Origin of the sequence: Sorangium sp. So ce394 (assembly GCF_051474665.1) — a bacterium.
In the GTDB taxonomy this organism is placed as follows: Bacteria; Myxococcota_A; Polyangia; order Polyangiales; family Polyangiaceae; genus Sorangium; species Sorangium cellulosum_D.
In genome coordinates this window covers 7344949-7369514 of the sequence record NZ_CP150339.1, presented here as the reverse complement: position 1 = coordinate 7369514, position 24566 = coordinate 7344949, and the positions used below count along the sequence as shown (strand labels likewise).

Genomic DNA, 24566 nt, shown 5'->3' with positions numbered 1-24566 from the left:
GAGGTCACGGGGCCTCGGCCGCCGCCCGCATCGCCGCGCGCACCTGCTGGGCCGCCGCGGGATCCTTGACGACCCGCTCCAGCCACACGCGGCGGAGCCGGATCAGCGCGCCCTCGGGCAAGCCGAGCTCCTCGAGCGCCTGCGCTTCGTTCCCGCGCTCGGACGCGATCGCGAGCCGCGCGTAGTCGACCGCCGTGATCGGGCCTCGCTCGGCCTCCAGCGCCGCGATGTACGCCGCGTCGTACGACGAGAGCAGCCGCCGCTTCCCGCGCCCGACCTCGGCGCGGATCGCGTCGAGCCAGTGCGCGTGCAGCGCCTCCCACGTGTCCGGCGAGAGCGAGTCCGCCGCGAGGACCGCGGCCTCCGCGCCGGGGCGCGCCGCGAGCCGCGCCGCGATCGCCGCGCAGCGGGCGAGGGGATACGCGTCGACGGGCAAGCCCGGCTCCGCGGGCTCCTCCGCCAGCTCCGGAGCCGCCGCGGGGCGCGGCTCGATGACCTCCGCGGCGGGCGCGAGCGCCGCCGCCGGCGCGGGCTCCGCGGCGAGCCGCGCCGGCGGGGGGAGCGGCGCAAGGAGCGCGAGCGACGCGGGGGGCGCGGGCGGCGTGGGCGGCCCGTCGTCCGGCTCGAGCTCGTGCGGCGGGCCGCGGGATGGCTCCGGCGGGGACGCGTGAAACGGCAGCGCGGGCCTCGGGAGCACCACGGCGGGCACGAGCGTCTGCGACGTGTCCTCGTCATCGATCGGCGGCGACGACGGCGGCGCCGGCGAGAAGCGCGGATCGGCCGCGTCCGGCGCGGCTCCGGCCGGCGGCGCCGGGGCGAGCTGCGCGGCGCCTTGCAGGAACGGGAGCACCGCGGAGGGCCTCGACGAGAGCGGGGCCGTCATCGTGCCCGTGAGGCTCGGCGCGGGCTCGCCCTCGGTGATGAGCACGGCGCCCTCGCGCGGCGGGCGATCGAGCATGAGCTGCCCGCGCCACACGAGCGCCGCCACGCCGTGATCGGCGTCGATGACGAGCGTGTCGCAGCGGAGGGGCACGCGCAGCTCGACGCCGTTCGTCACCGCGATCGCGCTCGGCGCCGGCGCGCGGAGGCGCGTCGCGAGCCGCGGGAAGCGCGGGTGCAGGTGCTCGAGCACGATCGGCTCCGCGCCCGTCAGCTCGTTCGTCACCTGATCGAGCGGCGCGGCGTTGAAGTACCCGGTGTCGATGCCCTCGGGCAGCGGCCGCTCGGCCCAGCGCGCGTGATCCCAGCCCGCCGCGTGCCGGCGCAGGCGCTGCGCGCGGTCGGGCCACTCCGGCCGGAGCGGGCCGAAGCCGGCGGGCCAGAGGTGGCCCTGCCGGATCGCCGTCGACGAGGCCGCGGTCAGGAGGTTCGGCGCGCGCGATCGCCCCCATCGATCGGCGGGCGCTCCGTGGCCGGTCGGCACGCCGACCGGGTTCGAGGTGTGCGGACCGCCCGCGGCGCGCTCCCAGCGGAGCGGCATGCGCGTGAAGGGCGCGGGCTCGCCGAGCGAGCCATCGCGCGTGAAGCACGCGTCGCCGCGGACCTCGATCGCCTTGTCGATGTCGCCCACCGCGAGCCGCGCGATGAGCGACGTCACCGCGCTGCCCTCGGGCGCGTGCGCGTGGCCGACGACGAGCACCTCGCTCCACCGCTTGAACGGCGCGACCGGGCCCCACGGCTCGACGAGGCGCCGCTCGTCCGCTTCGCCATCCATCGGGGCCGCGGGGCCGCTCGTCATCGGCGACTCGAACGGCGCGAGCTCGAACAGCGCGTGGCACGCGACGGTGAGCACCCACGCGTCGGGTCTGGGTCGCCACTCCAGCGAGCTGGCGCGTATCAGGCCTTGGCAAACGAGGTGCATCGGCGATCGATCGGGCGCGCTCCGGGGCGACGTGCATCCCAGCGATGTCCCTCAGGATATCCGAGCCGCGGGACGGCGTCCGGGCGAACCTCCGCCGTCACGCCGCGGCCACGCGCGGGACGCCGCTCCGCCGCCTGCGCGACGCCGCGCGGCACCGCGGCGTCCCGCGCGGGTCGGCCATTGAAGGCGGTGGTGCCCTCCGATAGCGTCGGGGGGCGACGATGGAGTGCCAGAACCTCACCCCATTCGACGCCCTGGCCTACAGCGCCCTCGACGCGCACGACGAGGAGCACCATGTGCTCGCGCTCAAGGCCGCCTACCGGCTCGTCCCCGGGGAGGGCGGGGAGGCGACCCACCGCTGCGAGCTCCTCCAGGACGACGGCGCCGGGCGGCTGCTCCTGCGCGACGCGTTCGAGGGGGAGGCGAACGCGTCGAGCGTCCGCGCCGAGAGCGACCTCGCGCCGTTCAAGCCGCGCTGCGACGTGCTCGTGCGCGCGACCGCGTGGGCGCCCGGGGAGGAGCCCGCGGAGCGCTGGACGGCCCGGCTGCGCGTGACGGGGCGCGGCGCGCCGCCCCCCGGAGGCGACGCCGGCGGCCGCGAGCCGCCGCGGCGCGCGCTCGTCGACAAGACGCTGGAGGTGTGCGGGCCACGGTGGTTCGAGCGCGCGGCGGAGGGCTGGCAGCTCACCCGCCCCGAGCCGGCGGCGAGCGTCCCGGTGCGCTGGGAGCGCGCCTTCGGCGGCCGCAGCCTCGTGCGCGCCGCGCCCGGGAGCGCGCCGCTCCTCGACGAGGTGTGCTTCACCAACCCGGTCGGCTGCGGGTGGATGGAGGCGCGCACCCTGGACGCGCTGCGCGACGCCGGCGCGCCGGCGCCCGACCGCGTCGCCGCGCCGCAGATCGAGCGGCCCGACAGCCGGGTGACGCGCCTCGCCGTGGCGTCGCACCCGCCGCACGCGGTGGACGCCCCGCGGATGGCGGAGATCGCGGCGGACTACCCGTTCGCGCCGGCGGGCCTCGGGTGCGTGGGGCGCGCTTGGACGCCGCGGCTCCAGCGCGCGGGCACCTACGGCGAGGCGTGGGTGGCGGGCCGGCACCCGTTCCTCCCGGACGACTTCTCCTTCGCGTACTGGAACGCGGCGCCCGACGATCAGCAGATCCCGCACCCCGACGTCGGCCTGAGGGTCGAGCTCTGGAACCTCGCGCGCCCCGGGCTCGCGTGCGACGGGCGCGTCGCGTTCGAGCTGCCGCCGCACCGGGCGTTCGCGATGGTCTGGATCGCGGGGCTGCCGGTGCCGGTGCCCGCGGCGCTCGACACGCTCTCGGTGGACGCCGAGTCCATGGTCGTGACGTGCGTGTGGCGGGCGCTCGTGGCCCGCGCGCTCGGGGTGCAGCGGATGGAAGCGCGCTTCGAGGTCGACCCGCGCGCCCCGCTCCTGAAGATGGCGGTGGGCCGTGGCTGAGAACGTCCTCTCGCGCAAGCAGGAGCCGTGGATGGCGGTGTCGTGCGCGCCCGACGTGTGCAAGACGCCGATGGGGTCGAGCACGCCGCCCGTGCCGTACAACGTGGTCTCCAGGCTCGAGCCCGCGCTCGACGCGAGCGAGGACGTGCACGCCAACGACGGCCGCGTGCAGAAGCACGCCGCGACCGTGATGCCCACGACCGAGGGCGACGAGCCGGGCAGCGCGAAGGGGGTCGTGAGCGGCACCGTGGGCCAGCAGAGCTGGTCGCAGACGCACAGCCCGAGCGTCCTGGTCAACGCGCACCCGGTCGTGCGCCACGACGACCTGGCGCAGATGAACGGCGACAAGGCGGCGCAGGACAAGGCCGACAAGAGGGCGCGCTACCAGTGCCGCAAGGAGCAGATCGAGGCGGGCAAGAACAGCGACGACCCGGCGACGCGCGAGGCCGCCGCGCGCTTCGAGCGCAACACGATCGCCGCGGAGAAGGCCGCGCTCTCGGGCCACACCTACGACCCCTCGAAGCCCGCGCCGACCGGGTGGCGCGACGTCAGCGACGACCCCGAGGCGCTCGCGCGCTACGGGCTCACGCCCGGCGATCTCGACGGCAGCCGCCCCGGCGCCACGCGGCTCTACGAGCCCGACCCGGACGTCTTCGGCGGCGACATGCGGCCGACGGTGGCCTTCCGGGGGACGGAGAACGGCGCGGACTGGCAGAACAACTTCGCGCAGGGGCTCAACATGGACTCGCCGTACTACCGCGACGCCGTGCGCGTGGGGAACACGCTCGGGAACAGCGTGGACTACACGGGCCATTCGCTCGGCGGGGGCCTTGCGTCGGCGGCGGCGACGGCGGGCGGCTCGCGCGGCTGGACGTTCAACGCGGCGGGCCTCAACCCGGGCACGGTCACGGGCTACGGCGGCACGGAGCGCCCGGCCGACATCGCCGCGTACCGCGTCCAAGACGAGGCGCTCACGGGCTTCCAGGAGCAGGGGTGGAAGGGCACCCTGGCCGCGTGGGCCGCCGGCGGCCTGTGGGGCGCCCTGGCCAAGGTGGGCCTGAGCGCGGTCATGCCGGACGCCGTCGGCACGAAGTACGAGCTGCCCGCGTCGAGCCTCGACCCCTACAACCGCCACCTGATGCCCGACGTCATCAACGGCATCGAGAAGCAAAAGCAGGCGGACCAGCGGAAGATCGCCGAGAAGACCGGCAAGCGATGCTGAGCGGAGCCACGATGCGCGCGCCCGACCCCGACCGCTTCTTCCTCGGCCCGCAGCGCGAGCTCGCGCGGGCCATCGCGGCCGGCGATCTCGCGGCCGTCCGCGCGCTCGCGCCGTCGACCGATCTCGACGCGCCCGGCGCCGAGCACATGACGCTGCTCGTGTTCGCGATGCACTGGGCGTCGGGGCAAGAGCCCGCGCGTTTGCAGATCGTGACCGAGCTCGTGCGCGCGGGCGCCGACGTGCACCACGTGGTGCCGCTCCTCTCGAGCGCGCTCGATCTGGCGATCCTGGCGAAGAGCCCGGCGTTCTTGCGGGCGATGCTCGACGGCGGCGTGTCGCCCGACGCGCGGGTCGGCCGCGGCCACACGCCGGCGCTCTTCCGCGCGGCCTCGGAGGCCACGGTCGAGAGCATGCGCCTCCTGCTCGACCGCGGCGCGGACGTGGACGCCCGCGACTCGCTCGGGACGCCGGCGATCACCTACGCGCTGCGGGCGCTGCAGCTCGACCAGGTGGAGGAGCTGCTCGACCGCGGCGCCGATCCGCGCGCGGTGAACCGCCTCGGTCAGTCGTTCGCGCGCGTGCTGGAGGAGCTCATGGCGCGGCAGCTCCCGGGCTCGGCCGCGCTCCGGAAGATGGCGGCGCTCCGCGACCGGATCGTGCGGGCGGGGGTGCGGTGGCCGCCCGACCCCCCCGAGGTGGAGCGCGAGCGGATGCGGCAGCGCGGCGAGGAGCCGATCGTCCCCGTCGGCCAGCCGAGGTGAGGTGACACCATGGGATCCGGCAACACCATCGGGCGCATCGTCGGTCAAACCCCCGCGCGCGCGGTCCCCGTGGAGCAGGCCAACCCCGCCGTGCAGCTCGTTCAGGGCGTCGAGCGGCTCGCGCCGATGTGGCGGCAGCTCGAGGGGCTCGTGCAGCAGCTCGGCGGCGGCGGGCGCGGCGGCGCGCCGGCGGCGCCCGTCGGAGCGAGCGGCGAGGGGGCGGGCGCGCCGGGGCCCGGGGACGTCGCGTCGCCGGAGGAGCTCGCCGCGCGGCTCACGGCGCTCGGGCGCCTGGTGCGGACGCCGCCGGAGGCGATGGACGGGCCCGCGCGGCCCGATCAGGTCCGGACGCGGCAGATCACCGAGGAGATCCTGCGGCAGGCGATGGAGGTGTCGGGGCCCCGCGGCCAGCCGGTGCACGCGCTCGCGCTCGGCGCGGCGCGCGAGCGGATCGAGGCGCTCGCGGGGACGGCTCCGACGCCGGCGCAGGCGGCGCAGGCCGTGGAGAACGCCGCGACGATGGCCCTGATGCGCGGCGCCAACGGGCCGGTGCTGGAGATGCTCCGGTCGGTGCTCGCGGGGCTCCAGCGGGCGCTGCGCCTGGTTCAGGGCATCACGGGCAGGAACGACGGCGCGCAGATCCGGAGGTGAGGGGACCCGAGTGTCCGGATGGGCGGCCGGATGTCCAGATGAGCCACCCCGGTGTCCAGATGGGCGGCCCCGGTGTCCAGATGGGCGGCCGGATGTCCAGATGAGCCGCCCCGGTGTCCAGATGGGCGGCCCCGGTGTCCAGATGGGCGGCCCGGGTGTCCAGATGGGCGGCCCCGGTGTCCAGATGGGCGGCCCGGCGGGGAGTCAGATGAAGACGACGGGCTGCTCCCAGATCGCGAGGACGATGCAGCCCTCGGCGCTCGACACGCTGTGACGGGTGCCCGGCGTGTTCACCACCAGCGTGCCGGCGCGGTGGTGCCCGCGCTCGTCCGACTGCGAGCCCGCGAGCACGAAGATGTGCTCATGGCCGCGATGGACGTGCTGCGGAACGGACGCGCCCGGCGCATACCGCAGGAGCGCCGCCGATGCGCCCGCATCGCCGCTCCCGTAAAGCTGATGGATCTCGACGCCTTCCCGGAATCGACGCCACGGGATCAGATCTGGATTGGCAGTGAGCGCCGCCACATCCGAGACGATGAACGGCAACTGCACAGGTGCTGCATCCCGCGTTGCTGCTGGATTCGTGGACATCATCGCGAATCTCCCGTGTTGGTGGGACCTTGCCACATCGCGCCGCGCACGCTCAATGGCAATCGCGTGGGATGCGAACAATTCGCGGGCGGGAAAACTTTCAGAAATGAAGACGCGCGTACAGATCCAGGGTGTGAAGAGCACCCTGAGAAATCCGCGCCTCGACGGTGGGGCCGACGCGCCACGCCGCCGGAGCTCCCTCGCCCTCCTTGGCCCGCTGCTCGTCTCGCTCTCGCTGCTGCCGGCGGCGGTCGGCTGCAGCAGGGAGGCGCCTGGCGATCAGCCGCTCACGGTGGGCTTCATCTACGTCGGCGCCCGGGATGATTACGGCTACAACCAGGCGCACGCGGAGGGCGCCGCCGCGGTCGCCAAGCTGGCCGGCGTGAAGACCCGCGAGGAGGAGAACGTCGCCGAGACGGTCGCCGTGCAAAAGACGATCGAGAGCATGATCAACCTCGACGGCGCGGCGGTGATCTTCCCGACGTCTTTCGGCTACTTCGATCCGCACGTCCTCAAGGTGGCGGAGAAGTACCCGGACAAGGTCTTTCTCCATTGCGGAGGCCTCTACGACGCGTCGAAGCACCCGAGCAACGTCGGCAGCTATTTCGGGTACATCGACGAGGCAGAGTACGTGTCCGGCGTCGTCGCCGGGATGACGACGAAGAGCGGCAAGCTCGGCTTCATCGCGGCCAAGCCGATCCCGCAGGTGCTCCGCAACATCAACGCCTTCACGCTGGGCGTCCGGAGCGTGAACCCGGGCGCGACGACGGCCGTGATCTTCACGGGCGACTGGTCGATGCCCGTCAAGGAGGCGGAGGCGGCGAACAGCCTCATCGACCAGGGCGTCGACGTCCTGACCGCCCACGTGGACTCGCCCAAGGTGATCATCGAGCTCGCCGAGCGCCGCGGCGCCTTCAGCACCGGCTATCACACGAATCAGGCGACGCTCGCCCCCAAGGGGTACCTGACCGGGGCCGAGTGGAACTGGGCCAAGGTGTACACCGACTACATGGCGTGGATCCGCGAAGGGAAGCCGTATCAGCACCTCCTGCGCGGCGGCTTCAAGGAGGGGTTCGTCAAGCTCTCGCCGTATGGCCCCGCCGTCTCCGAGGAGGCGAAGAAGAAGGCCGAGGAGGCGAAGGCGGGGCTCACGGAGGGGACGCTCGTCATCTTCAAGGGGCCGATCAAGGACAACGAGGGCAAGGTGGTCATTGCCGAGTCCGCCGAGCAGAAGCAGACCGACCTCGTGCTGGAGAGCATGAGCTACCTCGTGGAGGGCGCGATCGGCTCCGTGCGACACTAGAGCGATGTGGCCCTCCGGCGCTCAGAGCGCCTTGAGGACCGCGGCGGCCGGCGCGGTCCAGCCGACGATGGCGCCCTGGGCGCGGACCATCTCCAGGGTCGCCGCCTTGAACTCGGGGAAATAGCTCTCGGTGGCGTCCTCGATCAACAGGCACTCGTAGCCGCGATCGTTCGCCTCGCGCATCGTGGTCTGGACGCACACCTCGGTGGTCACGCCGGCGATGAGCAGCTGCGAGACGCCGAGCGCCGCGAGCCGGGCGTCGAGCCCCGTCCGGTAAAAGGCGCCTTTGCCCGGCTTGGGGATGACGAGCTCCCCGGGCGCCGGCGCGAGCTCCGGGACGAAGTCGTTGCCCGGCTCGCCCAGCACGAGGATGCGCCCCATCGGCCCGACATCGCCGATCCGCATGCCCGGCGCGCCGCGGCTCCGCTTGGCCGGCGGGCAGTCCGAGAGATCCGGCCGGTGGCCCTCCTTGGTGTGGAGGATGGTCAGGCCGCGCTCGCGGAACGCGTCGAGCAGCGACCGGACCGTCGGCACGATGCGCTGGAGCCTGCGGACGTCGTTGCCGAGCGCCGCGCCGAAGCCGCCCGGCTCCAGAAAATCGCGCTGCATGTCGATGACGAGCAGCGCCACGGCGTCCGGCTCGGCGAGGCGGAACGGGTACGGACGCGCCGCGATCTCGGGGGCGCGCGCGGTCATCCGTGCCCCGCCATCGCGCCGCCGATCTCCGCGACGTCCGCCGCGGCGACCGTCGCCTCGTGGACGATGCGGCCCTCGCTCATCACGAGGATCCGGTCGGCCATCGCGAAGATCTCGTCGAGGTCCGCGCTCACGAGGAGCACCGCCGTCCCGCGGTCGCGCGCCCCGAGGATGCGGGCGCGGATCTCGGCCACGGCCGCGAAATCGAGCCCGAAGCACGGGTTCGCGGCGATCAGCAGCTCGATCCCCTCGTCCGAGCCCGTCCCGAGCTCGCGCGCGAGCACCGCGCGCTGCACGTTCCCGCCCGAGAGGCTGCCGATCGGCGCGTCGACCGAAGGCGCCTTGATGGCGTACTCCCGGGCGAGGCGCTCGGCCGACCGCCGCAGCGCCGCGCGGCTCACGCCGAAGCGGAGCGCGGTGAACGGCGGCCTGTCGAAGACGCGGAACCCGATGTTCTCCGCCACCGACATCGCCGGCACGCACGCGTTGCGCAGCGGCTCCTCGGGCAGGCACCGCACCCGGTGCCGCCGGGTCTCGTCGCGCCCCGCGCCGTACGGCTCGCCGTGGACCAGCACGCTCCCCGCCCGCGCGGAGCGCTGCCCGGCGAGCACCTCGACGAGCTCCTCCTGCCCGTTGCCCGAGACGCCGGCGATCCCGACGATCTCGCCGCGGCGGACGGTGAGCGTCACGCCGTCGAGCGCCGGCCGCCCGCGATCGTCGGCCGCGGCGAGCCCCTCGATGCGCAGGACCGCATCGCCGGCGGGCGCCCCGCCACGTGTCGCCGAGACCTGCGGCGGCTGCGCGCCGACCATCATCTCGGCCATGGCCGCGGGCGTGAGGTCCTCGATCTTCCCCCGGCCCGCCACCCGGCCGCGCCGCAGCACCGTGACCTCGTCGGCGAACGCCATCACCTCGCGGAACTTGTGCGAGATCATGAGCACGCTGATCCGCTGCTCCTCGGCCATGCCGCGGAGCGTCCCGAGCACCTCGTCGGCCTCCGCGGGCGTGAGCACCGACGTCGGCTCGTCGAGGAGGATGATCCGGCTCCCGAGGTAGAGCTGCTTCAGGATCTCGAGCTTCTGCTTCTCGCCCGCGGACAGCTCGCGCACGGCCGCGTCGGGGTCGAGCCGGAAGGGCATGCGCGCCATGAACGCGCGGATCGCCTCGCGCTCCTTGCGCCAGTCGATCACGAGCGGGAGCGACGGGCGCGCGAGCACGAGGTTCTCGGCGACCGTCATGTTCATGACCAGGGTGAAGTGCTGGTAGACCATGCCGATCCCCAGCGACCGCGCGTCGCGCGGGCTCCGGATCGACAGGGCGGCGCCCTCGACCCGCACCTCGCCCGCGTCGGCCTGGTGGTCGCCCATGATGCACTTGACCAGCGTGCTCTTGCCGGCGCCGTTCTCGCCGAGGAGCGCGTGGAAGCTCCCGGGCGCGACGCGCAGCGACACGTCGTCGAGCGCGAGCAGCGGCCCGAACCGCTTGGTGATGCCCGCGGCGGAGAGCGCCGGCGGGGGCGCGGGCGGGCCGGGCTCGCGGGGCGTCGCGGCGGCGCGGAGCGGCCGCGCCGCCGGGCTCGAGAGGGCGCGCGGGTCCATCACGACGCGATCGCCTCCAGGAGCGCGGCGGAGGTCGAGACCGCGCCGAACACCCCGTTCTGCATCGTGATCATCTTGAGGGCCGCGGCGTGGTTGCCGGGATCGGTGGCCGCGCAGCAGTCGGAGAGCAGCAGGCACTCGTAGCCGCGATCGTTCGCCTCGCGCATGGTCGTGTGCACGCAGACGTCCGTCGTGATCCCCGTGAGGATCAGGTTGTCGATACGGCGCTGGCGGAGGATGAGATCGAGGTCGGTCGCGCAGAACGAGCCCTTGCCGGGCTTGTCGATGATCGGCTCGCCGGGCAGCGGCGCGAGCTCCGGGATGATCTCCCAGCCGGGCTCGCCGCGGACGAGCACCCGCCCGCGCGGCCCCGGATCGCCGATGCCGACGCCCGTGCCGCGCCCGCCGTCGGTCCGGCGCGAGCGCCACCGCTTGTTCGCCGGGAGATCCGAGAGGTCCGGCCGGTGCCCCTCGCGCGTGTGCAGGACGTGGTAGCCGCGGCGGCGCGCCGCCGCGAGCACGCGCTGGATCGGCGCGACGCAGGCCCGCGTGAGCGCGATGTCGTAGCCGAGCAGGTCGATGTACCCGCCCTCGCCGCAGAAGTCGGTCTGCATGTCGATGACGATCAGGGCCGTCGTCTCGGGGCGGAGCGCCCCGTCGTACGGCCAGGCGTAGGGGTCAGCGGCCACGTAGGTCATGCGTCGGGTCCTCCTGTCCTTCTGCGGTTCGCTCGAAGTCGTCGTCGTTCGGGTCGTTCGGGTCGTTCGGGATCCTCGGGGGTCATCGGGCGAGCGTGAGCTCGGCGGGCTGGTCGCGCAGGGTGCGGGTCGCGGAGCTCGCGGCGACCATGATGGCCAGCGTGACGATGTAGGGCGCGGCGTTGAAGAGGTGGTAGCCCCAGGTGATGCCCACCGACTGGAGCGCCGGGCCGAGCGCGCTCGCGCCGCCGAAGAGGAGCGAGGCGGCGAGGCAGCGGACCGGGTTCCAGCGCGCGAAGATGACGAGGGCCACGGCCATGAGCCCCTGTCCGCTCGACAGGCCCTCGTTCCAGCTGCCGGGGTAGAACAGCGAGAGGTACGAGCCGCCGACGCCGGCGAGGAAGCCGCCGGCCATCGTCGCGCGCCGCCGGACGAGGTTCACGTCGACGCCCATCGCGCGGGCGGCGTCGGCGCTCTCGCCGACGGTGCGGAGCACGAGGCCGGGGCGGGTGCGGCGCAGCATCCAGAGGAGGAGCGGGGTGAGCGCGGCGCCGACGAGGAAGAGCGCGTTCACCTGGAGCGCGGCGCGCACCTGCGGCAGATCGCTGAAGGAGCCGAGCGAGATCGCGGGCAGGCGGGGCGCCGTCGGCTTGATGAGCGGCTTGCCGAGGAAGAAGGCGAGGCCGACGCCGAAGAGCATGAGCGCGATGCCGACCGCGATGTCGTTGACCCGCGGCTTCGCGCACAGCCACGCGTGGAGCGCGCCGAGCGCCGCGCCGAGGAGGCCGGCGGCGAGGACGCCGAGCCAGGCGGAGCCGGTGAGGTGCGAGACGCCGTAGCCGCCCATCGCGCCCATGACGAGCGTGCCCTCCAGGCCGAGGTTCACGCGGCCGCTCTTCTCGGTGAGGCACTCGCCGAGGCTCACGAAGAGGAACGGCGTGCTGATGCGGATGGCCCCGGCGGCGACCGCGAGGGGGATGCCCCAGAGGCCCAGCGCAGCTGCGTCGCTCATCACGCCACCGACGGCGCGGGCGCCGCCTGCCGGATCGTGGGCTCGCGGGCGACGCGGGCGCGCCCGTGGAGCGCCTCGCTCGCGAGGATCGCGATGAACAGGAGCCCCTGGAGCACGCTCACCGCCGCGTCGGGGAGCTGCGCCGTGCGCTGGAGCAGGCCGCCGCTCGCGCCGATGCCGCCGAGCAGGAGGGCGACCGGCACGATCGCGAGCGGGTTGTGGCGCGCGAGGAAGGCGACGAGGATGCCGGTGTAGCCGTAGCCGCTGACGAGCGACGCGTTCGCCCGGCCGTGGACGGCCGCGACCTCGACCATCCCGGCGAGCCCCGCGCAGGCGCCGGCGAGCATGCAGGCGATCACGACGAGGCGCCTGACCGGCAGGCCGGCGAGGAGCGCCGCGCGGACGTTGCCGCCGCTCATCGCGGCGGCGAAGCCGAAGGTGGTCCGGTGCATGAGCGCGTAGCAGAGCGCGCAGGCGAGGACGCCGCAGGCGAGTCCCCCGTGGACCTCGACGCCGGGCAGGTTCCCGAGCGCGTAGTCGGCGCCGATCGGGGCCGTCGACGGCTTGTTCAGGCTCGCCGGGTCGCGCAGGGCGCCCTCGACGAGGTGGTTCAGGAGCGCGATCCCGATGTAGTTGAGGAGCAGGCTGCTGATCGTCTCGCTGACCCCGCGGTAGACGCGGAGCGCGCCGGCGAGGCCGATCCAGAGCGCGCCCGCGGCGAGCCCCGACAGGGCCATCGCGGCGAGCGCCGCGGCGGGCGGCGCGCCCCACGCCCGCGAGGCCAGCGCGGCCGACGCGGCCGAGAGCCCGCCCACGACCACCGCGCCCTCGCCGCCGATGACGATGAGGCCGAGGCGCGCCGGCAGCGCCGTGCAGAGCGCCGTCAGCATGAGCGGGGCGGCGCGCAGGAGGGTGTTCTGGAACGAGAACCACGTGCCGAAGGCGCCGCGGACCATCTCGTAATAGACGCTCAGCGGGTTCGCCCCCTGGGCGGCCACGAAGGCGCCGAACGCGAGCAGCGAGGCCGCGAGGGCCCCGGCGGGGATGACGATCGCCTCGGCTGTCTCGCGACCGAGCAGCCCTTGCGGGAGGAGCTTCACGCCGCCGAGGATAAGGGGTCCAATATTTCCGCCCTTTTTCGGGGATCTTGCGGGTCGGCGACGGTGGTCGCGAGGGCTGGTGCGATGTGGTGGCCGCGGCGACCGCGAACGATCCGCACAGCGCGCCCGTTTCCCTCCGGGTCCCGGCCTTGCACGCGGCGCACTTCGGCCTGGTGACCCCGACCGGAGGTGTCTTTGGCATGCGGTGCGGCGGATCGTTTCTGCTTGTCCTGGGCACCAGCGTCTCTCTGGCGATGGTCCCGACGCGCGCAGCGGGCGCCGTCGACATGACCTGTGCGTCGAGCGCGACCCTGGAGGCGCTCGTCTCGTGCATCCGCGATCATCTGCCGGGCAGGGGCTCACGCAGGTTCGTCGCCCCGAGCTTCACGGAGACGAGCGCATGGCGGAGCATCGTCTCCGCCATGCTGCGCGGCGATTGCGGCTTCGCGCTCCCTTACAGCCTGTCGCCTCTGGTGAAGATCCGGCGCTTCCACGACGACGAGAGCGGCCGCGGCTACTGCGTGCTCATGGAGACCGCCGACTGGGACGGTGACGGGATCGTCGATCGGGGCTTCGGCGCCTTCATCGTCGACGCGAGCGCGGAGCGGGAGCTCAGCCATCAGGTGGCGCATCCGATCGCGGACGCGGGGACGGAGATGCAGGCCGTCACGGTCTTTAAAAGGACGAGATCTCGCACCTTCCTGCTGGCCGGGGCCCGTCGCGACGCGAGCCCGGGCGTGAGCGGATTCCATGGATTCTCGGTGAGCTCGGACGCTGCCCACAGCGCGGCGACCATGTTCCACGCGACCCACGTGGAGATCGCGGCCCATTACGGGGAGAAGCCGTGGTGGGCCATTCAGTGGCACGGCATGTCAGAGGACACGTGCGAGGTGGTCGACGTGCACCTCTCTCACGGGGTGGATACGGCCCCCGCGGCGGGCGACAAGATCGTGGAGCTCAGGAGCAATCTGCGCGCCCACGAGCCGACATGGCGGATCGGCGTCGCCGGCGGCCGTGAGTGCTCGTTGAACGGGACGAGCAACATTCAGGGTCACCACCTGAATAGCGTACTGAACAGCGCGCCGACGGGGTGGAACTACGGTGGCGCCGCCGCGCCCCCCTCCCGGCGCTTCGTGCACATCGAGCAGCACCCCGGGTTTCGCGATCCGGAGAGGTGGATTGCCGCGGTGCTGGCCACCTGGCCGTGAGGTCCGCTCCCTCGCGCCCGCGCGTCCCCTCTCGTCCCCGTCTTCCGTCTTCCGTGCTCGTCCTTCGTGCGCGTGCGCGATTCCGCGGAGCAGCGCGCACGCGCACGCGCACGCGGACACGGTCGACAAACTCGGGCTGCACTGGATGAGGCAGCTCGCCGTTCCGTTCCTGGGCCGTCGCTCGCGCTTCGCGGGCTCCAGGCTTGCGGGTGGGACAGCGAAGACATCAGGGGAAGGAGTGGAAGATCGAGCGCCGGAGCGTGGGGCAACGAGCGGCGGGCGAGCGGATGGCGCTCGTGGTCGAGCGGTTGCTCCGTCGCGCCAGCGAGGCGGGCGTCAGCGGAGGGGGACATGAGCACGATAGGGATGTATGCACGGGTCTCGACAGGCCGGCAGGAGCAAGAGCGCACGATCGAGTCGCAGGTCGCGGCCATTGACCACCATGTTGCGGCGATGGGAGCGACGATCGACCCGGAGCACCGCTACCTCGACGATGGCTGGTCGGGCGAGACGCTTCGGCGCCCAGGGCTCGACGCGTTGCGCGACGCCGTAGCGCAGGAGCAGCTCGACGCCGTCGTGATGTATGACGCGGATCGGTTGGCGCGGCGCTTCGTTGATCAGCAAATTGTGCTTGACGAGCTCACGCGCAAGGGCGTTGAGCTCATCTTCATCCACGGCGGGGCTGCGCGCACCGACGAGGAGCGGATGGCGCTGTCGATGCGCGGGGTCTTCGCCGAGTACGAGCGCGCCAAGATCCTCGACCGGACCCGCCGTGGCATGCTGCATCGGGCACGCTCGGGCGCGCCGCCGGGGTGGGCCAATCCTCCGTACGGCTACCGATACCTGCCGGGAGCTCGGCATCAGCCAGGCACGGTGGTGGTCGAGGAGTGCGAAGCGTCGGTGGTACGCCAGATTTTCGCGTGGGTAGGCTACGAGGGCCTGCCCTTGCGGCACGTTGCGCAGCGGCTCGAGGAGCAAGGGACCGCGAGCCGCAAGGGTCGGCCATGGCAGACGAGCACGATCGGGGGGCTGCTGCGCAACCGTGTGTACGTGGGCTGTGCCCATCACCAGAAGTACGAGGCCGCTGAACCGCGGCGCCCGCGCGATCGGCGCCACTACCGCCGCCGGCGCAAGTCGTCCTTCCGGCGCCGGCCGGAAGAGCAGTGGATCGGTGCGAGCGTGCCGGCGCTCGTCGACCCGGAGCTGTTTGCCACGGTGCAGCAGCGCTTGCGCGACAACCGGCAGCGTACGGCGGGGCAGGTTAAGCGCCCCTATCTGCTGCGGGGGCTGCTGATCTGTACTGAATGTGGCCGAACGCTGTGGGGACGCGCCACGGATTCCGGCGGGCGCGGCGAGTACCGGTACTACACTTGCGGCGGGCGGGATCGGTTCAACGGGCGTGACGCCGCCCCGTGCCCGCGCCCCTCGCTGCGCGCCGAGGACGTCGAGCAAGTGCTCTGGCAAGACCTGGAGCGCTGGCTCCAGGAGCCCGAGCAGCTAGCGGCCCAGCTCGACGCGCAGCGCGATAAGGCCCACACGATGCTGGAGGCGTACGAGCGGGAGCGCCGACGTCTCGTGCGCGAAGCGCGAGCCATGGAGGGAGCGATCAGCCGGCTGGTGGACGCTTACCAAGCCGGAGCGATCACGCTCGACGAGCTTCGAGCACGCCGAGACCGACTCGACGAAAGCAAGCAGCAGTGCGAGGCACGGCTCGCGCAAGGGCAGCACGACCAGCGGCGTGCGCTGCAGCAGCGAGAGGTCGTCGACGAGCTCCGGCAGCTGAAGGAGCGGCTGCGCCGAGGGCTGGAGCGCTGCACCTGGGAAGATCGCCGAGCGATCGTGGAACTGCTCGTAGAGAAGGTCGAGGTGACGACCACGATGCTGCGCGTGCACTACATCGTGCCGCTAGACCTCCACGGTAGTGGGGCGGGCGGGCACGGCGACGCGCGCCACCGTACGGACAGGCCGAAGGGTAAGCTTTGTCGACCGTGTCCGCGTGGTCACGCGCACGCGCACGGGGACGAGAGACGGAGACGAGAGGGGACGCACGGGCGCGAGTGAGCGCCGCTCTAGCTAGGGGGCCACCTGGTCGATGGTGACGTCCACCCCCTCGGTGACCGTGCAGTACCCGCCGTAGCTTGCCCCACAATCATCGATGTCGAAGGTGATCGTTCCATAGGGCTCGCCGCTGCTCGGTGCGTCGCTGTCCTCGTGGACGTCGGCGGCCGAGAGCCACGCGAACAGACGCCAGCGCTTCGTGTCGGTCGTGCCGACGCCGGAGCCGATCTCGTACGGATGAGGGAACGTCAGGCCATCCAGGCCCTCGTTGACCGTGATCCAACCACCTTCGGCGAGGTCGGGACCGGTGAACCGCGGGTCGTCCTTGTCGAAGGGCTCGTCCGAGGCCGGGACGGCGTGCACCCGGAGGGTCATGAGCCCGCTCGTGCTCACGCCCTCGCCCAACGAGACCTCGCCGCGCGCGCCGGGGCCCTCGGGATCGCCGAACGGGATGCACCCCGAGAGCCACGCGCAGAGGGCGGACATCGCGAGCCCAAGTACGGATTTACGATCAATCATGGTGTATCTCCTCGGTAAGCGACGTGCGATGGCGCGCTCGGCCACCGTCGTGAGCTGAACAGACGGGATCGCGACACACCGTGGGTACGTTCAAGGAAGGCGCCTCCTACCCGTGGATGATGGAAGCTGCCCGATCCTTCGCGGAATCGTGACCGGACGAGCGCCGGCGCGGCGAACAGCACGATTGCGGCGCCCGCGGCGCGATCCTGCGCGCGCTCCGACCCGGGTTGGGCCACGCGAACGCGGGCGCCTGACCGGCAGGCCGGCGAGGAGCGCCGCGCGGACGTTGCCGCCGCTCATCGCCGCGGCGAAGCCGAAGGTGGTCCGGTGCATGAGCGCGTAGCAGAGCGCGCAGGCGAGGACGCCGCAGGCGAGTCCCCCGTGGACCTCGACGCCGGGCAGGTTCCCGAGCGCGTATTCGGCGCCGATCGGGGCCGTCGACGGCTTGTTCAGGCTCGCCGGGTCGCGCAGGGCGCCCTCGACGAGGTGGTTCAGGAGCGCGATCCCGATGTAGTTGAGGAGCAGGCTGCTGATCGTCTCGCTGACCCCGCGGTAGACGCGGAGCGCGCCGGCGAGGCCGATCCAGAGCGCGCCCGCGGCGAGCCCCGAGAGGGCCATCGCGGCGAGCGCCGCGGCGGGCGGCGCGCCCCACGCCCGCGAGGCCAGCGCGGCCGACGCGGCCGAGAGCCCGCCCACGACCACCGCGCCCTCGCCGCCGATGACGATGAGGCCGAGGCGCGCCGGCAGCGCCGTGCAGAGCGCCGTCAGCATGAGCGGGGCGGCGCGCAGGAGGGTGTTCTGGAACGAGAACCACGTGCCGAAGGCGCCGCGGACCATCTCGTAATAGACGCTCAGCGGGTTCGCCCCCTGGGCGGCCACGAAGGCGCCGAACGCGAGCAGCGAGGCCGCGAGGGCCCCGGCGGGGATGACGATCGCCTCGGCTGTCTCGCGACCGAGCAGCCCTTGCGGGAGGAGCTTCACGCCGCCGAGGATAAGGGGTCCAATATTTCCGCCCTTTTTCGGGGATCTTGCGAGTCCGCGACGGCGCCGATGGGGCGCCTCGCGCCTGGACGACGCTCGCCAGCCCGGGCGCGGCGCGCCGCCGTCATGACGTGCGGCGCCACGGTGGCCGGGCGGGTCGAGCGATGCTGCGATGTGGTGGCCGCGGCGACCGCGAACGGCTCGCACAGCGCGGCGGCCTCGGCGGCGGTCTCTGCCTTGCAGTCGCGCTCGCCGACCGGTGATGTTGCTTGGCGATCATTGCGCAGGCGGCGAAGAAAGCGGCGAGCGCTCGCGCACCTGAAAGATCGGTGAATGCCGGGGACCGCGGCGCGCGACGCGGCGTGGACCGCGGCGAGCCTCGTTCATGTGTGCACGTGCACGGCGCGCCTCCCACGCGATCGCCGGACGATCCCACCCGTACACCCCCGACAGGAGGTATTGCTGCGATGCGGTTCCAACGATCGATCTCGCTCCTGCTCTGCGCCGGCGCGCTGATGGCGTCTCGCACGGCGGTCGCCGCCGACCTGACCTGCTCGTCGACCACGACGCTGGAGGCGCTCGCGGCGTGCGTTCGCGATCAGATGCCCGACAGGGACTCGGGGATCTTCGTCGCCCCGAGCTCGACGCAGATGAGCGCGTGGCGGACCGTCGTCCGCGCCATGATGGGCGGCAGATGCGACAGCGTGCTTCCGTCCAGCCTTTCGTCGTTCGCGCGGATCCGGCTCGTCCGTGACGCCTCCAACGGCCGCAGGTACTGTGTGCTGATGGAGGTCGCCGACCGAAACGGCGACGGGATCGTCGATCGCGGGTTGGGCACCTTCATCGTGGACGCGGCTGCGCAGCGAGAGCTCTTCCACGCGGCGGCGCACCCCATCGCGGACACGGGTACGGAGATCCAGGCCGTCACGATCTTCAAGGAGACGAGATCCCGCAGCTTCATGATCGCCGGCGCTCACCGCGACGCGAGCTTGGTCGAGAGCGATTGCCAGAGCTCGTCCGCGATCTCCGACGCGGCCCACAACGTGGCGAACATGTTCCACGCCACAACTCTGGAGCTGGCCGCTTATTATGGATCGAGGCCGTGGTGGGCCATTCAGTGGCATGGAATGGCGCAGAGCACCTGCGCGGCCGTGGACGTGCACCTCTCCCACGGGGTGGACGTCACCCCCGTGGAGGGCGACAAGATACTCCGGCTGAAGAACAAGTTGCTCGCGTACGAGCCTGCGTGGCGGGTCGGCGTCCCCGGCGGCGGGGTCTGCTCCCTCAACGCGACGACCAACGTTCAAGGCAGGCTCCTCAACGGCGTGCCGTCGTCCCGGGTCTGCGGCAGCCCCGCCGCGAGCTACAGCGGACGGTTCATCCACATCGAGCAGGATCCCGCCTTTCGCGATGCGGACAGCTGGATCCCCGCGGTCATGGACACCTGGCCGTGAGGCGGGCTGGAACGCCCTCCTCCTCATGGGGCCGGAGCCACGAATGACGCCGTGAGCGGGGCCGGCCCTCCGCGAGGACGCTTGACGGCACGCGCACAAAACGGAGCATTTCACCATACCTCGCCCTCCCTCCGCAATACGACGAACGTGCACCTATCGCCGGTGTGTGCCCCGTCGTAGCGTCCCGGTCGCGTCCCGTCGCGGCCCGACCCTGCCGCGGGCGCCCCCGCTGGAGCCGGAGAACACCCATGACCCGTAAAGGTACGCTCGTCCCGATCGCCTCCCTCTTCCGCATCCTCGTCCCGATCAGCCTCGCGCTCCTCGCGGGCGGCTGCTCGCAAGCGCCGGCGGAGATCCACGAGCGCCCCGGCGGGGACGAGACCGCGCAGACCGACGCGCAGCGCCTCGCCGTGGACCGAGGGGGAGGCCGCGTTCACGCGACGAGCTGCGGGGACGGCCCGAGCGAAGACCCGTCGAGCTTACCCTACTGGACCGCGATCGCGCAGAACGGAGCCGTCCCCGACGCCCTCTGGGACGGTTCGAGCGCGTATCAGGACGGCCGCTTCTACATCTTCGGCGGGTTGAACGGGACCTATCCGGACGACGAGCCCGTCGCCGATTTCAGCGTCTTCGACGTCGACACGCGGACCTGGCACGATCTCGGCCAGTACACGGGCGGGCCTTCCGCCCGGGCCGAGGCGATGATGTGGAGCGTCGCCGAGGACGACGCCCTGATCGTCTCCGGCGGGAGAGGTCCTTTCCGGCGCGGGCTCGATCTCACGCACCAGGACACGTTCCGGTTCGATCGGGTGCACGGGTGGACGCAGATCGCGCAGAAGCCGGCAGAAACCGGGCTCGCGAATCGCTCCACGGAGGCGGTCGCCGTGCGAGGGAAGGGGAAGCACAAGACCGTCGCGTACGCCTTCTCGGGCTCGTCGTCGACGTTATCGGCCTTCATCAACCGCCCGGACGGCCTCCAGCACGACCTGGTCCGCTACAAGAACGGCTGGAAGCAGGTCGCGACCGGCTCGCCTGTCCCGCGCGCTCGAGCCCATCATCCGCTCGTGTACTCCGAGGGCTGGAACGCCCTCTTGCTCTATGGCGGATACACGAACGACGCCGTGAACGGGACCGGCCTGTTCACGCCGGAGAACTACCTCGGCGACCTCTGGATGCTCGACGTCGACACGGAGACCTGGGAGCAGATCGCCTTCGACGAGGACAGCGGACCGGGCCACCGCGACAACGCGAAGCTGGTCGCCGACGAGCGCGGCCATCGAATCTGGCTCTTCGGGGGCAGCCAGTTCGACGGTACCACCCTGTCCGACGTCTGGTACTTCGATCTCGACACCGGGGATTGGACGCGCGTGGACACCGCGATGGCGGGGCCGGCGCCGGCGCCGAGGTTCGGCCAGTTCTCCTTCTCTCGCAGGACCGCCACGGCCTACGAGCTCTACATCTTCGGGGGAGCGACCGCGGAGTTCGCGCCGGTGCTGCTCAACGACATGTGGAGATTGACGATCCCCATGGCCGGCGACGACTGAACGAACAGGAGGTCGGCCACGGCCAGGAGGCGCCTTGAAGAGCTCCTCGAGCCACCATCCATGAACGGCGTGAAGCGCGGTCGTTCACGCGTCTCCTCCGGACACCTCATGACCACCACCTCTTGCTCCGAGCATCCCGAGGGGCTGCGGCGCGATGCCCACCCGCACGATGTTCTTAGGAATGATTAAGGCGACATCGGACGAGCTCGGCGTTACCAGTCGTGGAGCAGCGACATCCTCGAATCGCGTAGGAGGTCACAGGGCCTTGCTGGTCCTGGCCTCCACGGGCGCGCGTGTCGCTGACAGCAAGATAGGAGAAGAGAAATGGCAACGTCCGTAGTGTTTGGTTCGGTGCGGCAGTCTGACGGCGGGATGCTGAACCCCGGCTCCGGGGGCTGGTCTTCCACGAGGGTTTCGACGGGGAGGTACAAGATCACCTTCAATGCCACGTCGTCGCAGGCTCCGATCGTCGTCGTCACGCCGGTCGACGATGCCGGCAGGCAGTCCGCCGACAACCAGTTCTCGACGTACAACCACGAGCACAGCCCGCCAGCGGTGTATGTCTGCTCGGTCGACAAGGCTAGCGGTGCGCTGGAGGACGCGAACTTCTCGTTCGTCGCCTACGTCGTTCAGGCGTAGGGCGCATCCTGCCCGGCGGCTCACCTCGGGTCGCCGGTGGCGACGATCCTCCTCCCTCCGTTGAAGACCACGCCACGCCCTCACACCCCTCCACGGGCGCGGCTCCCGACGTGATGCGCGGACCGCGCTCTCCCCACCCGGGGTGGATCGCCGCTCCCAGCCTGCACCTGCCGAGACCACCGCTCCTCCGGCGGCCGGAGGGGGGAGGTCTGCCCCCAAAAAACCTTCCGGCGAGGCGCGCATGATGCTCAGCGGCCGGAAAATCCAGCATCTGCTGGCTCGACGCCGGCCTCGGTACGGCGATGAGCAGAGCTGTCTGGCTGGCTCCCCAGATTTTACATTTTCTGGAAATTGTGCTCCCTTCTCCTCCAATGCCGGGTCGTGCGCCTCGCTTTGTCCAGACAAGCCATAGGGGTGAAGGACCCTCCCGCGCCATGCAGGCGTCGGGGGCGGGGATTGCGCGGACTCGGCTTGTGTGCACCAGCGACGTCGGCGAGGCTCGGGAGGCCTTCCGCCGCGTTTACGTGGACGCGACCCTCGAGCCCAAGCGCGGCACATCGTTCGGCTGTGCGATGGAGGTCGCCTCCTTCGGCACAATCCGTGTCGTGACGGGCGACTGGCCCGGCGGAGGGCGGGCCTTTGTGCCGGCAGTCGGGGACCAATACATCCTGTCCCTCTCGGCCGAGGGCGAGAGCGCCGGCGACCACGCGGGCGAGCCCTTCCGCGTCGTGCCGGGCCGGCGGGGCGCGCTGTTTTCACCAGGGCGATCCTGCTCGCTCGATGTCAGCGGGGAGTTTCACGGGCGGACCCTCGTGATCGACCGCGGAGCGCTCGACGCCCACTTCATCACGCTCACGGGCGCTTCGCTGCGCGGCCCGATCCGGTTCGGTACGGCGCTCGACATCGAGGACGGACCGGGCCGCACGGTCCACGAGGTCGCGCAGCTCTTCCGCCGCCAGATCGAGCAGTCATGGGCCTCGCCGATGCTGCTCGCCGGGCTGCGGGGCGCCCTCTTCACGAGCATCCTGGTGCACACCCGGCACAGCCTATCGGAGATCCTCGATGCACCGCCGCCGCGCGTGGCCCCGGCGTGCGTCCGCAAGGCTGAAGAATACATGGCCGCGCACGCTGCGGAGCCGATCACGCTGGCCGACATCGTCGCCGCTGCGGGCGTGCCGGAGCGGTCCCTGCGCGCAGCCTTCGTGGCGAGCCGGGGAATGCCACCGATGGATTTCCTGCGGTGGCGCCGGTTCGAGCTCGCGCGCCGCCAGCTGGCCGAGCCCTCGGCCGGCACGTCGGTCGCGGGCGTCGTGGCAGCGCTCGGGCTCGGTAACCCGGGGCGGTTCAGCGTCGACTACAAGCGCCGGTTCGGCGAGAGCCCCTCCGAGACGCTGTCCACGGGGCGCGCGGCCACGGGCCTGCCGCGCCTCCGGCCGCGACGCCTGCCCTGAACGTCACGAGCGCTGGCACGCACGAGCGACAACTCCGGCGATAACGCAGCCCCGGGCCCACCGCCCGCAGCTCACCATGGCGTACCGGCAGCCGGGTTCGACGTCGGCGTATCGCACAGATCGCTATCGATCGCGTGCGCGAACGATGTCGCCTGTCCAGAAACGGCAGCGAACTGTCCACGAACGGCAAGACAAGCGCGCGGACGAGCTCGTCGCTGTTGCATCCTCGCCTGAACCTATGGTGGAAGATCGCTCCGTCATCGAACTCGGCAGGGTCGCCGCGGTCGGTCACGGCGGTGCGTCGTGGTCTCCGCAGGTGAGGCATTCAGGCAGCAGCAGGCGGCGGCGCGCGACTGGACCTGGGCGACGGGAACCGGCGGAGCGCACTCACCGAACGCCATGCAGGGGCCTGCGTCGACATCACCTCGGAAATGCCAATTCGACACTGGCATCAAACTTGAACAGACCGGCCCGACCCTTCTCCAGCCAGCGCAAGCACAACCTTGAAAGGATGACACCCATGCGGTTTCTTGCAGGTTCACGTCTCCGCTCTCTGACGATCCCGGCTCTCTCCACCCTGCTGCTCGCAGGCTGTACCAGCGCCGGCCCCTCCGCGGCCGACGGCGACGAAAACGGGGACGCCGTGGGCGGGGACCATGACGCGCTCACCCCCGAGCAGTGCACCTATTTCGATCCCGGCGGCACGGTCCAGATCTGTCACCACACCGGCTCCGCGACGAAGCCGTACACGATCCTTCGTATCAGCGACCAGGCGTGCGTCAACGCGCACAGCGCCCACGACGGTGACTACATCACCAGCACCGACCCGAGCTCGCCGCTCTACGACCCGACCTGCAACGGCCAGGGCTGCCTCCCCGCGAACGCGCCGTGCGACGCCACCCTCCCGTGCTGCGATGGCCTGCTGTGCCAGAACGGCACCTGCAGCGACCCCTGCGCCTCGGCCCCCTGCCAGAACGGCGGCGCCTGCGCCACGACCGAGAGCGGTTACACCTGCACGTGCGCGCCCGGCTTCTCGGGGACGAACTGCGAGACCAACATCGATGAATGCGCGCCGAACCCCTGCGTCCACGGCACGTGCAACGATCAGGTCAACGGGTACACCTGCACGTGCGCGCCCGACTGGACGGGGACGAACTGCGAGACGCCCGTCTGCGTCCCCACCACCTGCGCCGCTCAAGGAGCGACCTGCGGCTCGATCGCCGATGGCTGCGGCGGGACGCTCGACTGCGGATCGTGCGGATCGGGCTTCACCTGCGAGAGCGGCACCTGCCAGCCCACGGCGCCGGCGTGCCCGTGTGACGGCATGCCCGGGTGGGGTCCCCCTGCTCCCCCCGTCCAGTGCATCAACTACTCGGGTTTCATGGGCCCCGGCAGCGTCTACTACTATCTGAAGAGTGACGACAATGGCCACGAGGGCCCCTTCGTCGAGTTCGCTGTCAACGGCCAGTTCGGTCCGGAGCCCGACCAGTGCGGATACGTGTCGGTGGCCAACACCCTCACCACCATGCCGCTCACCAGCCCAGCTCAGGCGGACGCCTGCGTACAGAGCTTCCTGAGCTTCGCCGGCAGCTGCCCCTGAGCTGGGCGACGCTGCGTCAACATCACCTCGGAAAGCGCCGATTCGACACTGGCGTCTCACTTGACTAGCCGACCCGACCCTTCTCCAGCCAGCGCAAGCACAACCTGGAGAGGATGACCGACTCCCAGCGGGAAGGTGATCTTCTCTTGGAACCCGGGT

Annotated in this window: 20 protein-coding genes and 1 pseudogene; 12 read left to right on the top strand and 9 right to left on the bottom strand. The window is 71.9% G+C overall.

The window, feature by feature from the left end; all coding sequences use genetic code 11:
* Positions 1-4 precede the first annotated feature (4 nt).
* Entirely contained in the window at positions 5-1861 is a 1857-nt protein-coding gene (locus tag WMF33_RS26805) for a DUF2169 family type VI secretion system accessory protein (RefSeq protein ID WP_437331294.1), read from the bottom strand.
* Between the two features lie 221 nt (positions 1862-2082).
* Here WMF33_RS26805 and WMF33_RS26800 point away from each other — a divergent pair, with 221 nt between their 5' ends.
* Genes WMF33_RS26800 through WMF33_RS26785 form a run of 4 tightly spaced genes read left to right on the top strand, consistent with a single transcriptional unit; the run spans position 2083 to position 5955 of the window.
* On the top strand, positions 2083-3321 hold the full coding sequence (locus WMF33_RS26800; protein ID WP_437331293.1) for a DUF2169 family type VI secretion system accessory protein: 1239 nt from the start codon (positions 2083-2085) through the stop codon (positions 3319-3321).
* Positions 3314-4543, top strand: coding sequence for a DUF4150 domain-containing protein (locus WMF33_RS26795; protein ID WP_437331292.1), 1230 nt, complete (start codon positions 3314-3316; stop codon positions 4541-4543). Before WMF33_RS26800 ends, WMF33_RS26795 begins: the two co-directional genes overlap by 8 nt.
* Before the next feature lie 11 nt (positions 4544-4554).
* Positions 4555-5304, top strand: coding sequence for an ankyrin repeat domain-containing protein (locus WMF33_RS26790; protein WP_437331291.1), 750 nt, complete (start codon positions 4555-4557; stop codon positions 5302-5304).
* Positions 5305-5313: 9 nt separating this feature from the next.
* Positions 5314-5955, top strand: coding sequence for a hypothetical protein (locus WMF33_RS26785; RefSeq protein ID WP_437331290.1), 642 nt, complete (start codon positions 5314-5316; stop codon positions 5953-5955).
* Positions 5956-6159: 204 nt separating this feature from the next.
* On the opposite strand, the gene WMF33_RS26780 is transcribed toward WMF33_RS26785, so the two are convergent.
* Entirely contained in the window at positions 6160-6549 is a 390-nt protein-coding gene (locus WMF33_RS26780) for a cupin domain-containing protein (protein WP_437331289.1), read from the bottom strand.
* Positions 6550-6652: 103 nt separating this feature from the next.
* On the opposite strand from WMF33_RS26780, the gene WMF33_RS26775 reads away from it, so the two are divergent.
* A complete protein-coding gene (locus WMF33_RS26775; RefSeq protein WP_437331288.1) occupies positions 6653-7849 on the top strand; it encodes a BMP family ABC transporter substrate-binding protein in 1197 nt (398 codons plus the stop codon).
* 21 nt (positions 7850-7870) lie between these two features.
* Here the strand turns inward: WMF33_RS26775 and WMF33_RS26770 are convergent, their stop codons facing one another.
* The 5 genes from WMF33_RS26770 to WMF33_RS26750 all read right to left on the bottom strand — a co-directional run bounded on the left by WMF33_RS26770 (position 7871) and on the right by WMF33_RS26750 (position 12953).
* Positions 7871-8545 (bottom strand): cysteine hydrolase family protein, encoded by a 675-nt coding sequence (locus WMF33_RS26770; RefSeq protein WP_437331287.1) that lies wholly within the window; start codon positions 8543-8545, stop codon positions 7871-7873.
* Entirely contained in the window at positions 8542-10143 is a 1602-nt protein-coding gene (locus WMF33_RS26765; protein ID WP_437339521.1) for an ABC transporter ATP-binding protein, read from the bottom strand. The genes WMF33_RS26770 and WMF33_RS26765 overlap by 4 nt, the downstream gene beginning before the upstream one ends.
* Positions 10143-10841 carry a biuret amidohydrolase gene (biuH, locus tag WMF33_RS26760; protein ID WP_437331286.1) on the bottom strand — a complete coding sequence of 233 codons (699 nt, stop codon included), beginning with the start codon at positions 10839-10841 and terminating at the stop codon, positions 10143-10145. Before biuH ends, WMF33_RS26765 begins: the two co-directional genes overlap by 1 nt.
* A gap of 82 nt (positions 10842-10923) precedes the next feature.
* Positions 10924-11853 (bottom strand): ABC transporter permease, encoded by a 930-nt coding sequence (locus WMF33_RS26755; protein WP_437331285.1) that lies wholly within the window; start codon positions 11851-11853, stop codon positions 10924-10926.
* Positions 11853-12953, bottom strand: a complete 1101-nt coding sequence (locus tag WMF33_RS26750; protein ID WP_437331284.1) for an ABC transporter permease — start codon at positions 12951-12953, stop codon at positions 11853-11855. The genes WMF33_RS26755 and WMF33_RS26750 overlap by 1 nt, the downstream gene beginning before the upstream one ends.
* A gap of 47 nt (positions 12954-13000) precedes the next feature.
* Between WMF33_RS26750 and WMF33_RS26745 the strand changes: the two genes are divergently transcribed.
* Together WMF33_RS26745 and WMF33_RS26740 are read left to right on the top strand one after the other, a co-directional pair.
* On the top strand, positions 13001-14161 hold the full coding sequence (locus WMF33_RS26745) for a hypothetical protein (protein ID WP_437331283.1): 1161 nt from the start codon (positions 13001-13003) through the stop codon (positions 14159-14161).
* A 351-nt stretch (positions 14162-14512) separates the two neighbouring features.
* Complete coding sequence (locus WMF33_RS26740; protein WP_437331282.1) at positions 14513-16222, top strand: recombinase family protein; 1710 nt, start codon at positions 14513-14515, stop codon at positions 16220-16222.
* A gap of 12 nt (positions 16223-16234) precedes the next feature.
* Here the strand turns inward: WMF33_RS26740 and WMF33_RS26735 are convergent, their stop codons facing one another.
* Together WMF33_RS26735 and WMF33_RS26730 are read right to left on the bottom strand one after the other, a co-directional pair.
* Positions 16235-16738 carry a hypothetical protein gene (locus tag WMF33_RS26735; protein ID WP_437331281.1) on the bottom strand — a complete coding sequence of 168 codons (504 nt, stop codon included), beginning with the start codon at positions 16736-16738 and terminating at the stop codon, positions 16235-16237.
* A 252-nt stretch (positions 16739-16990) separates the two neighbouring features.
* A pseudogene (locus WMF33_RS26730) lies at positions 16991-17719 on the bottom strand (ABC transporter permease subunit); the annotation flags it as partial.
* 467 nt (positions 17720-18186) lie between these two features.
* Between WMF33_RS26730 and WMF33_RS26725 the strand changes: the two are divergent.
* The 5 genes from WMF33_RS26725 (at position 18187) to WMF33_RS26705 (ending at position 24407) form a co-directional block, all read left to right on the top strand.
* Positions 18187-19173: a hypothetical protein gene (locus WMF33_RS26725; protein WP_437331280.1), complete on the top strand. Its 987-nt coding sequence runs from the start codon at positions 18187-18189 to the stop codon at positions 19171-19173.
* Between the two features lie 248 nt (positions 19174-19421).
* Positions 19422-20717 (top strand): Kelch repeat-containing protein, encoded by a 1296-nt coding sequence (locus tag WMF33_RS26720; protein ID WP_437331279.1) that lies wholly within the window; start codon positions 19422-19424, stop codon positions 20715-20717.
* 324 nt (positions 20718-21041) lie between these two features.
* Positions 21042-21356, top strand: a complete 315-nt coding sequence (locus WMF33_RS26715; RefSeq protein ID WP_437331278.1) for a hypothetical protein — start codon at positions 21042-21044, stop codon at positions 21354-21356.
* Positions 21357-21658: 302 nt separating this feature from the next.
* Entirely contained in the window at positions 21659-22807 is a 1149-nt protein-coding gene (locus tag WMF33_RS26710; RefSeq protein WP_437331277.1) for an AraC family transcriptional regulator, read from the top strand.
* A 520-nt stretch (positions 22808-23327) separates the two neighbouring features.
* Positions 23328-24407, top strand: coding sequence for a hypothetical protein (locus tag WMF33_RS26705; RefSeq protein WP_437331276.1), 1080 nt, complete (start codon positions 23328-23330; stop codon positions 24405-24407).
* Positions 24408-24566: the final 159 nt, after the last annotated feature.

Bases quoted from the DNA above. Each gene is read 5' to 3' on its own strand.
- WMF33_RS26755 (WP_437331285.1), bottom strand. From the start codon at position 11,853: ATGAGCGACGCAGCTGCGCTGGGCCTCTGGGGCATCCCCCTCGCGGTC.
- biuH (WP_437331286.1), bottom strand. From the start codon at position 10,841: ATGACCTACGTGGCCGCTGACCCCTACGCCTGGCCGTACGACGGGGCG.
- WMF33_RS26735 (WP_437331281.1), bottom strand. From the start codon at position 16,738: ATGATTGATCGTAAATCCGTACTTGGGCTCGCGATGTCCGCCCTCTGC.
- WMF33_RS26710 (WP_437331277.1), top strand. From the start codon at position 21,659: ATGAGCAGAGCTGTCTGGCTGGCTCCCCAGATTTTACATTTTCTGGAA.
- WMF33_RS26725 (WP_437331280.1), top strand. From the start codon at position 18,187: ATGCGGTTCCAACGATCGATCTCGCTCCTGCTCTGCGCCGGCGCGCTG.
- WMF33_RS26790 (WP_437331291.1), top strand. From the start codon at position 4,555: ATGCGCGCGCCCGACCCCGACCGCTTCTTCCTCGGCCCGCAGCGCGAG.
- WMF33_RS26775 (WP_437331288.1), top strand. From the start codon at position 6,653: ATGAAGACGCGCGTACAGATCCAGGGTGTGAAGAGCACCCTGAGAAAT.
- WMF33_RS26740 (WP_437331282.1), top strand. From the start codon at position 14,513: ATGAGCACGATAGGGATGTATGCACGGGTCTCGACAGGCCGGCAGGAG.
- WMF33_RS26780 (WP_437331289.1), bottom strand. From the start codon at position 6,549: ATGATGTCCACGAATCCAGCAGCAACGCGGGATGCAGCACCTGTGCAG.
- WMF33_RS26800 (WP_437331293.1), top strand. From the start codon at position 2,083: ATGGAGTGCCAGAACCTCACCCCATTCGACGCCCTGGCCTACAGCGCC.
- WMF33_RS26770 (WP_437331287.1), bottom strand. From the start codon at position 8,545: ATGACCGCGCGCGCCCCCGAGATCGCGGCGCGTCCGTACCCGTTCCGC.
- WMF33_RS26785 (WP_437331290.1), top strand. From the start codon at position 5,314: ATGGGATCCGGCAACACCATCGGGCGCATCGTCGGTCAAACCCCCGCG.
- WMF33_RS26705 (WP_437331276.1), top strand. From the start codon at position 23,328: ATGCGGTTTCTTGCAGGTTCACGTCTCCGCTCTCTGACGATCCCGGCT.
- WMF33_RS26720 (WP_437331279.1), top strand. From the start codon at position 19,422: ATGACCCGTAAAGGTACGCTCGTCCCGATCGCCTCCCTCTTCCGCATC.
- WMF33_RS26805 (WP_437331294.1), bottom strand. From the start codon at position 1,861: ATGCACCTCGTTTGCCAAGGCCTGATACGCGCCAGCTCGCTGGAGTGG.
- WMF33_RS26715 (WP_437331278.1), top strand. From the start codon at position 21,042: ATGGCAACGTCCGTAGTGTTTGGTTCGGTGCGGCAGTCTGACGGCGGG.
- WMF33_RS26765 (WP_437339521.1), bottom strand. From the start codon at position 10,143: ATGGACCCGCGCGCCCTCTCGAGCCCGGCGGCGCGGCCGCTCCGCGCC.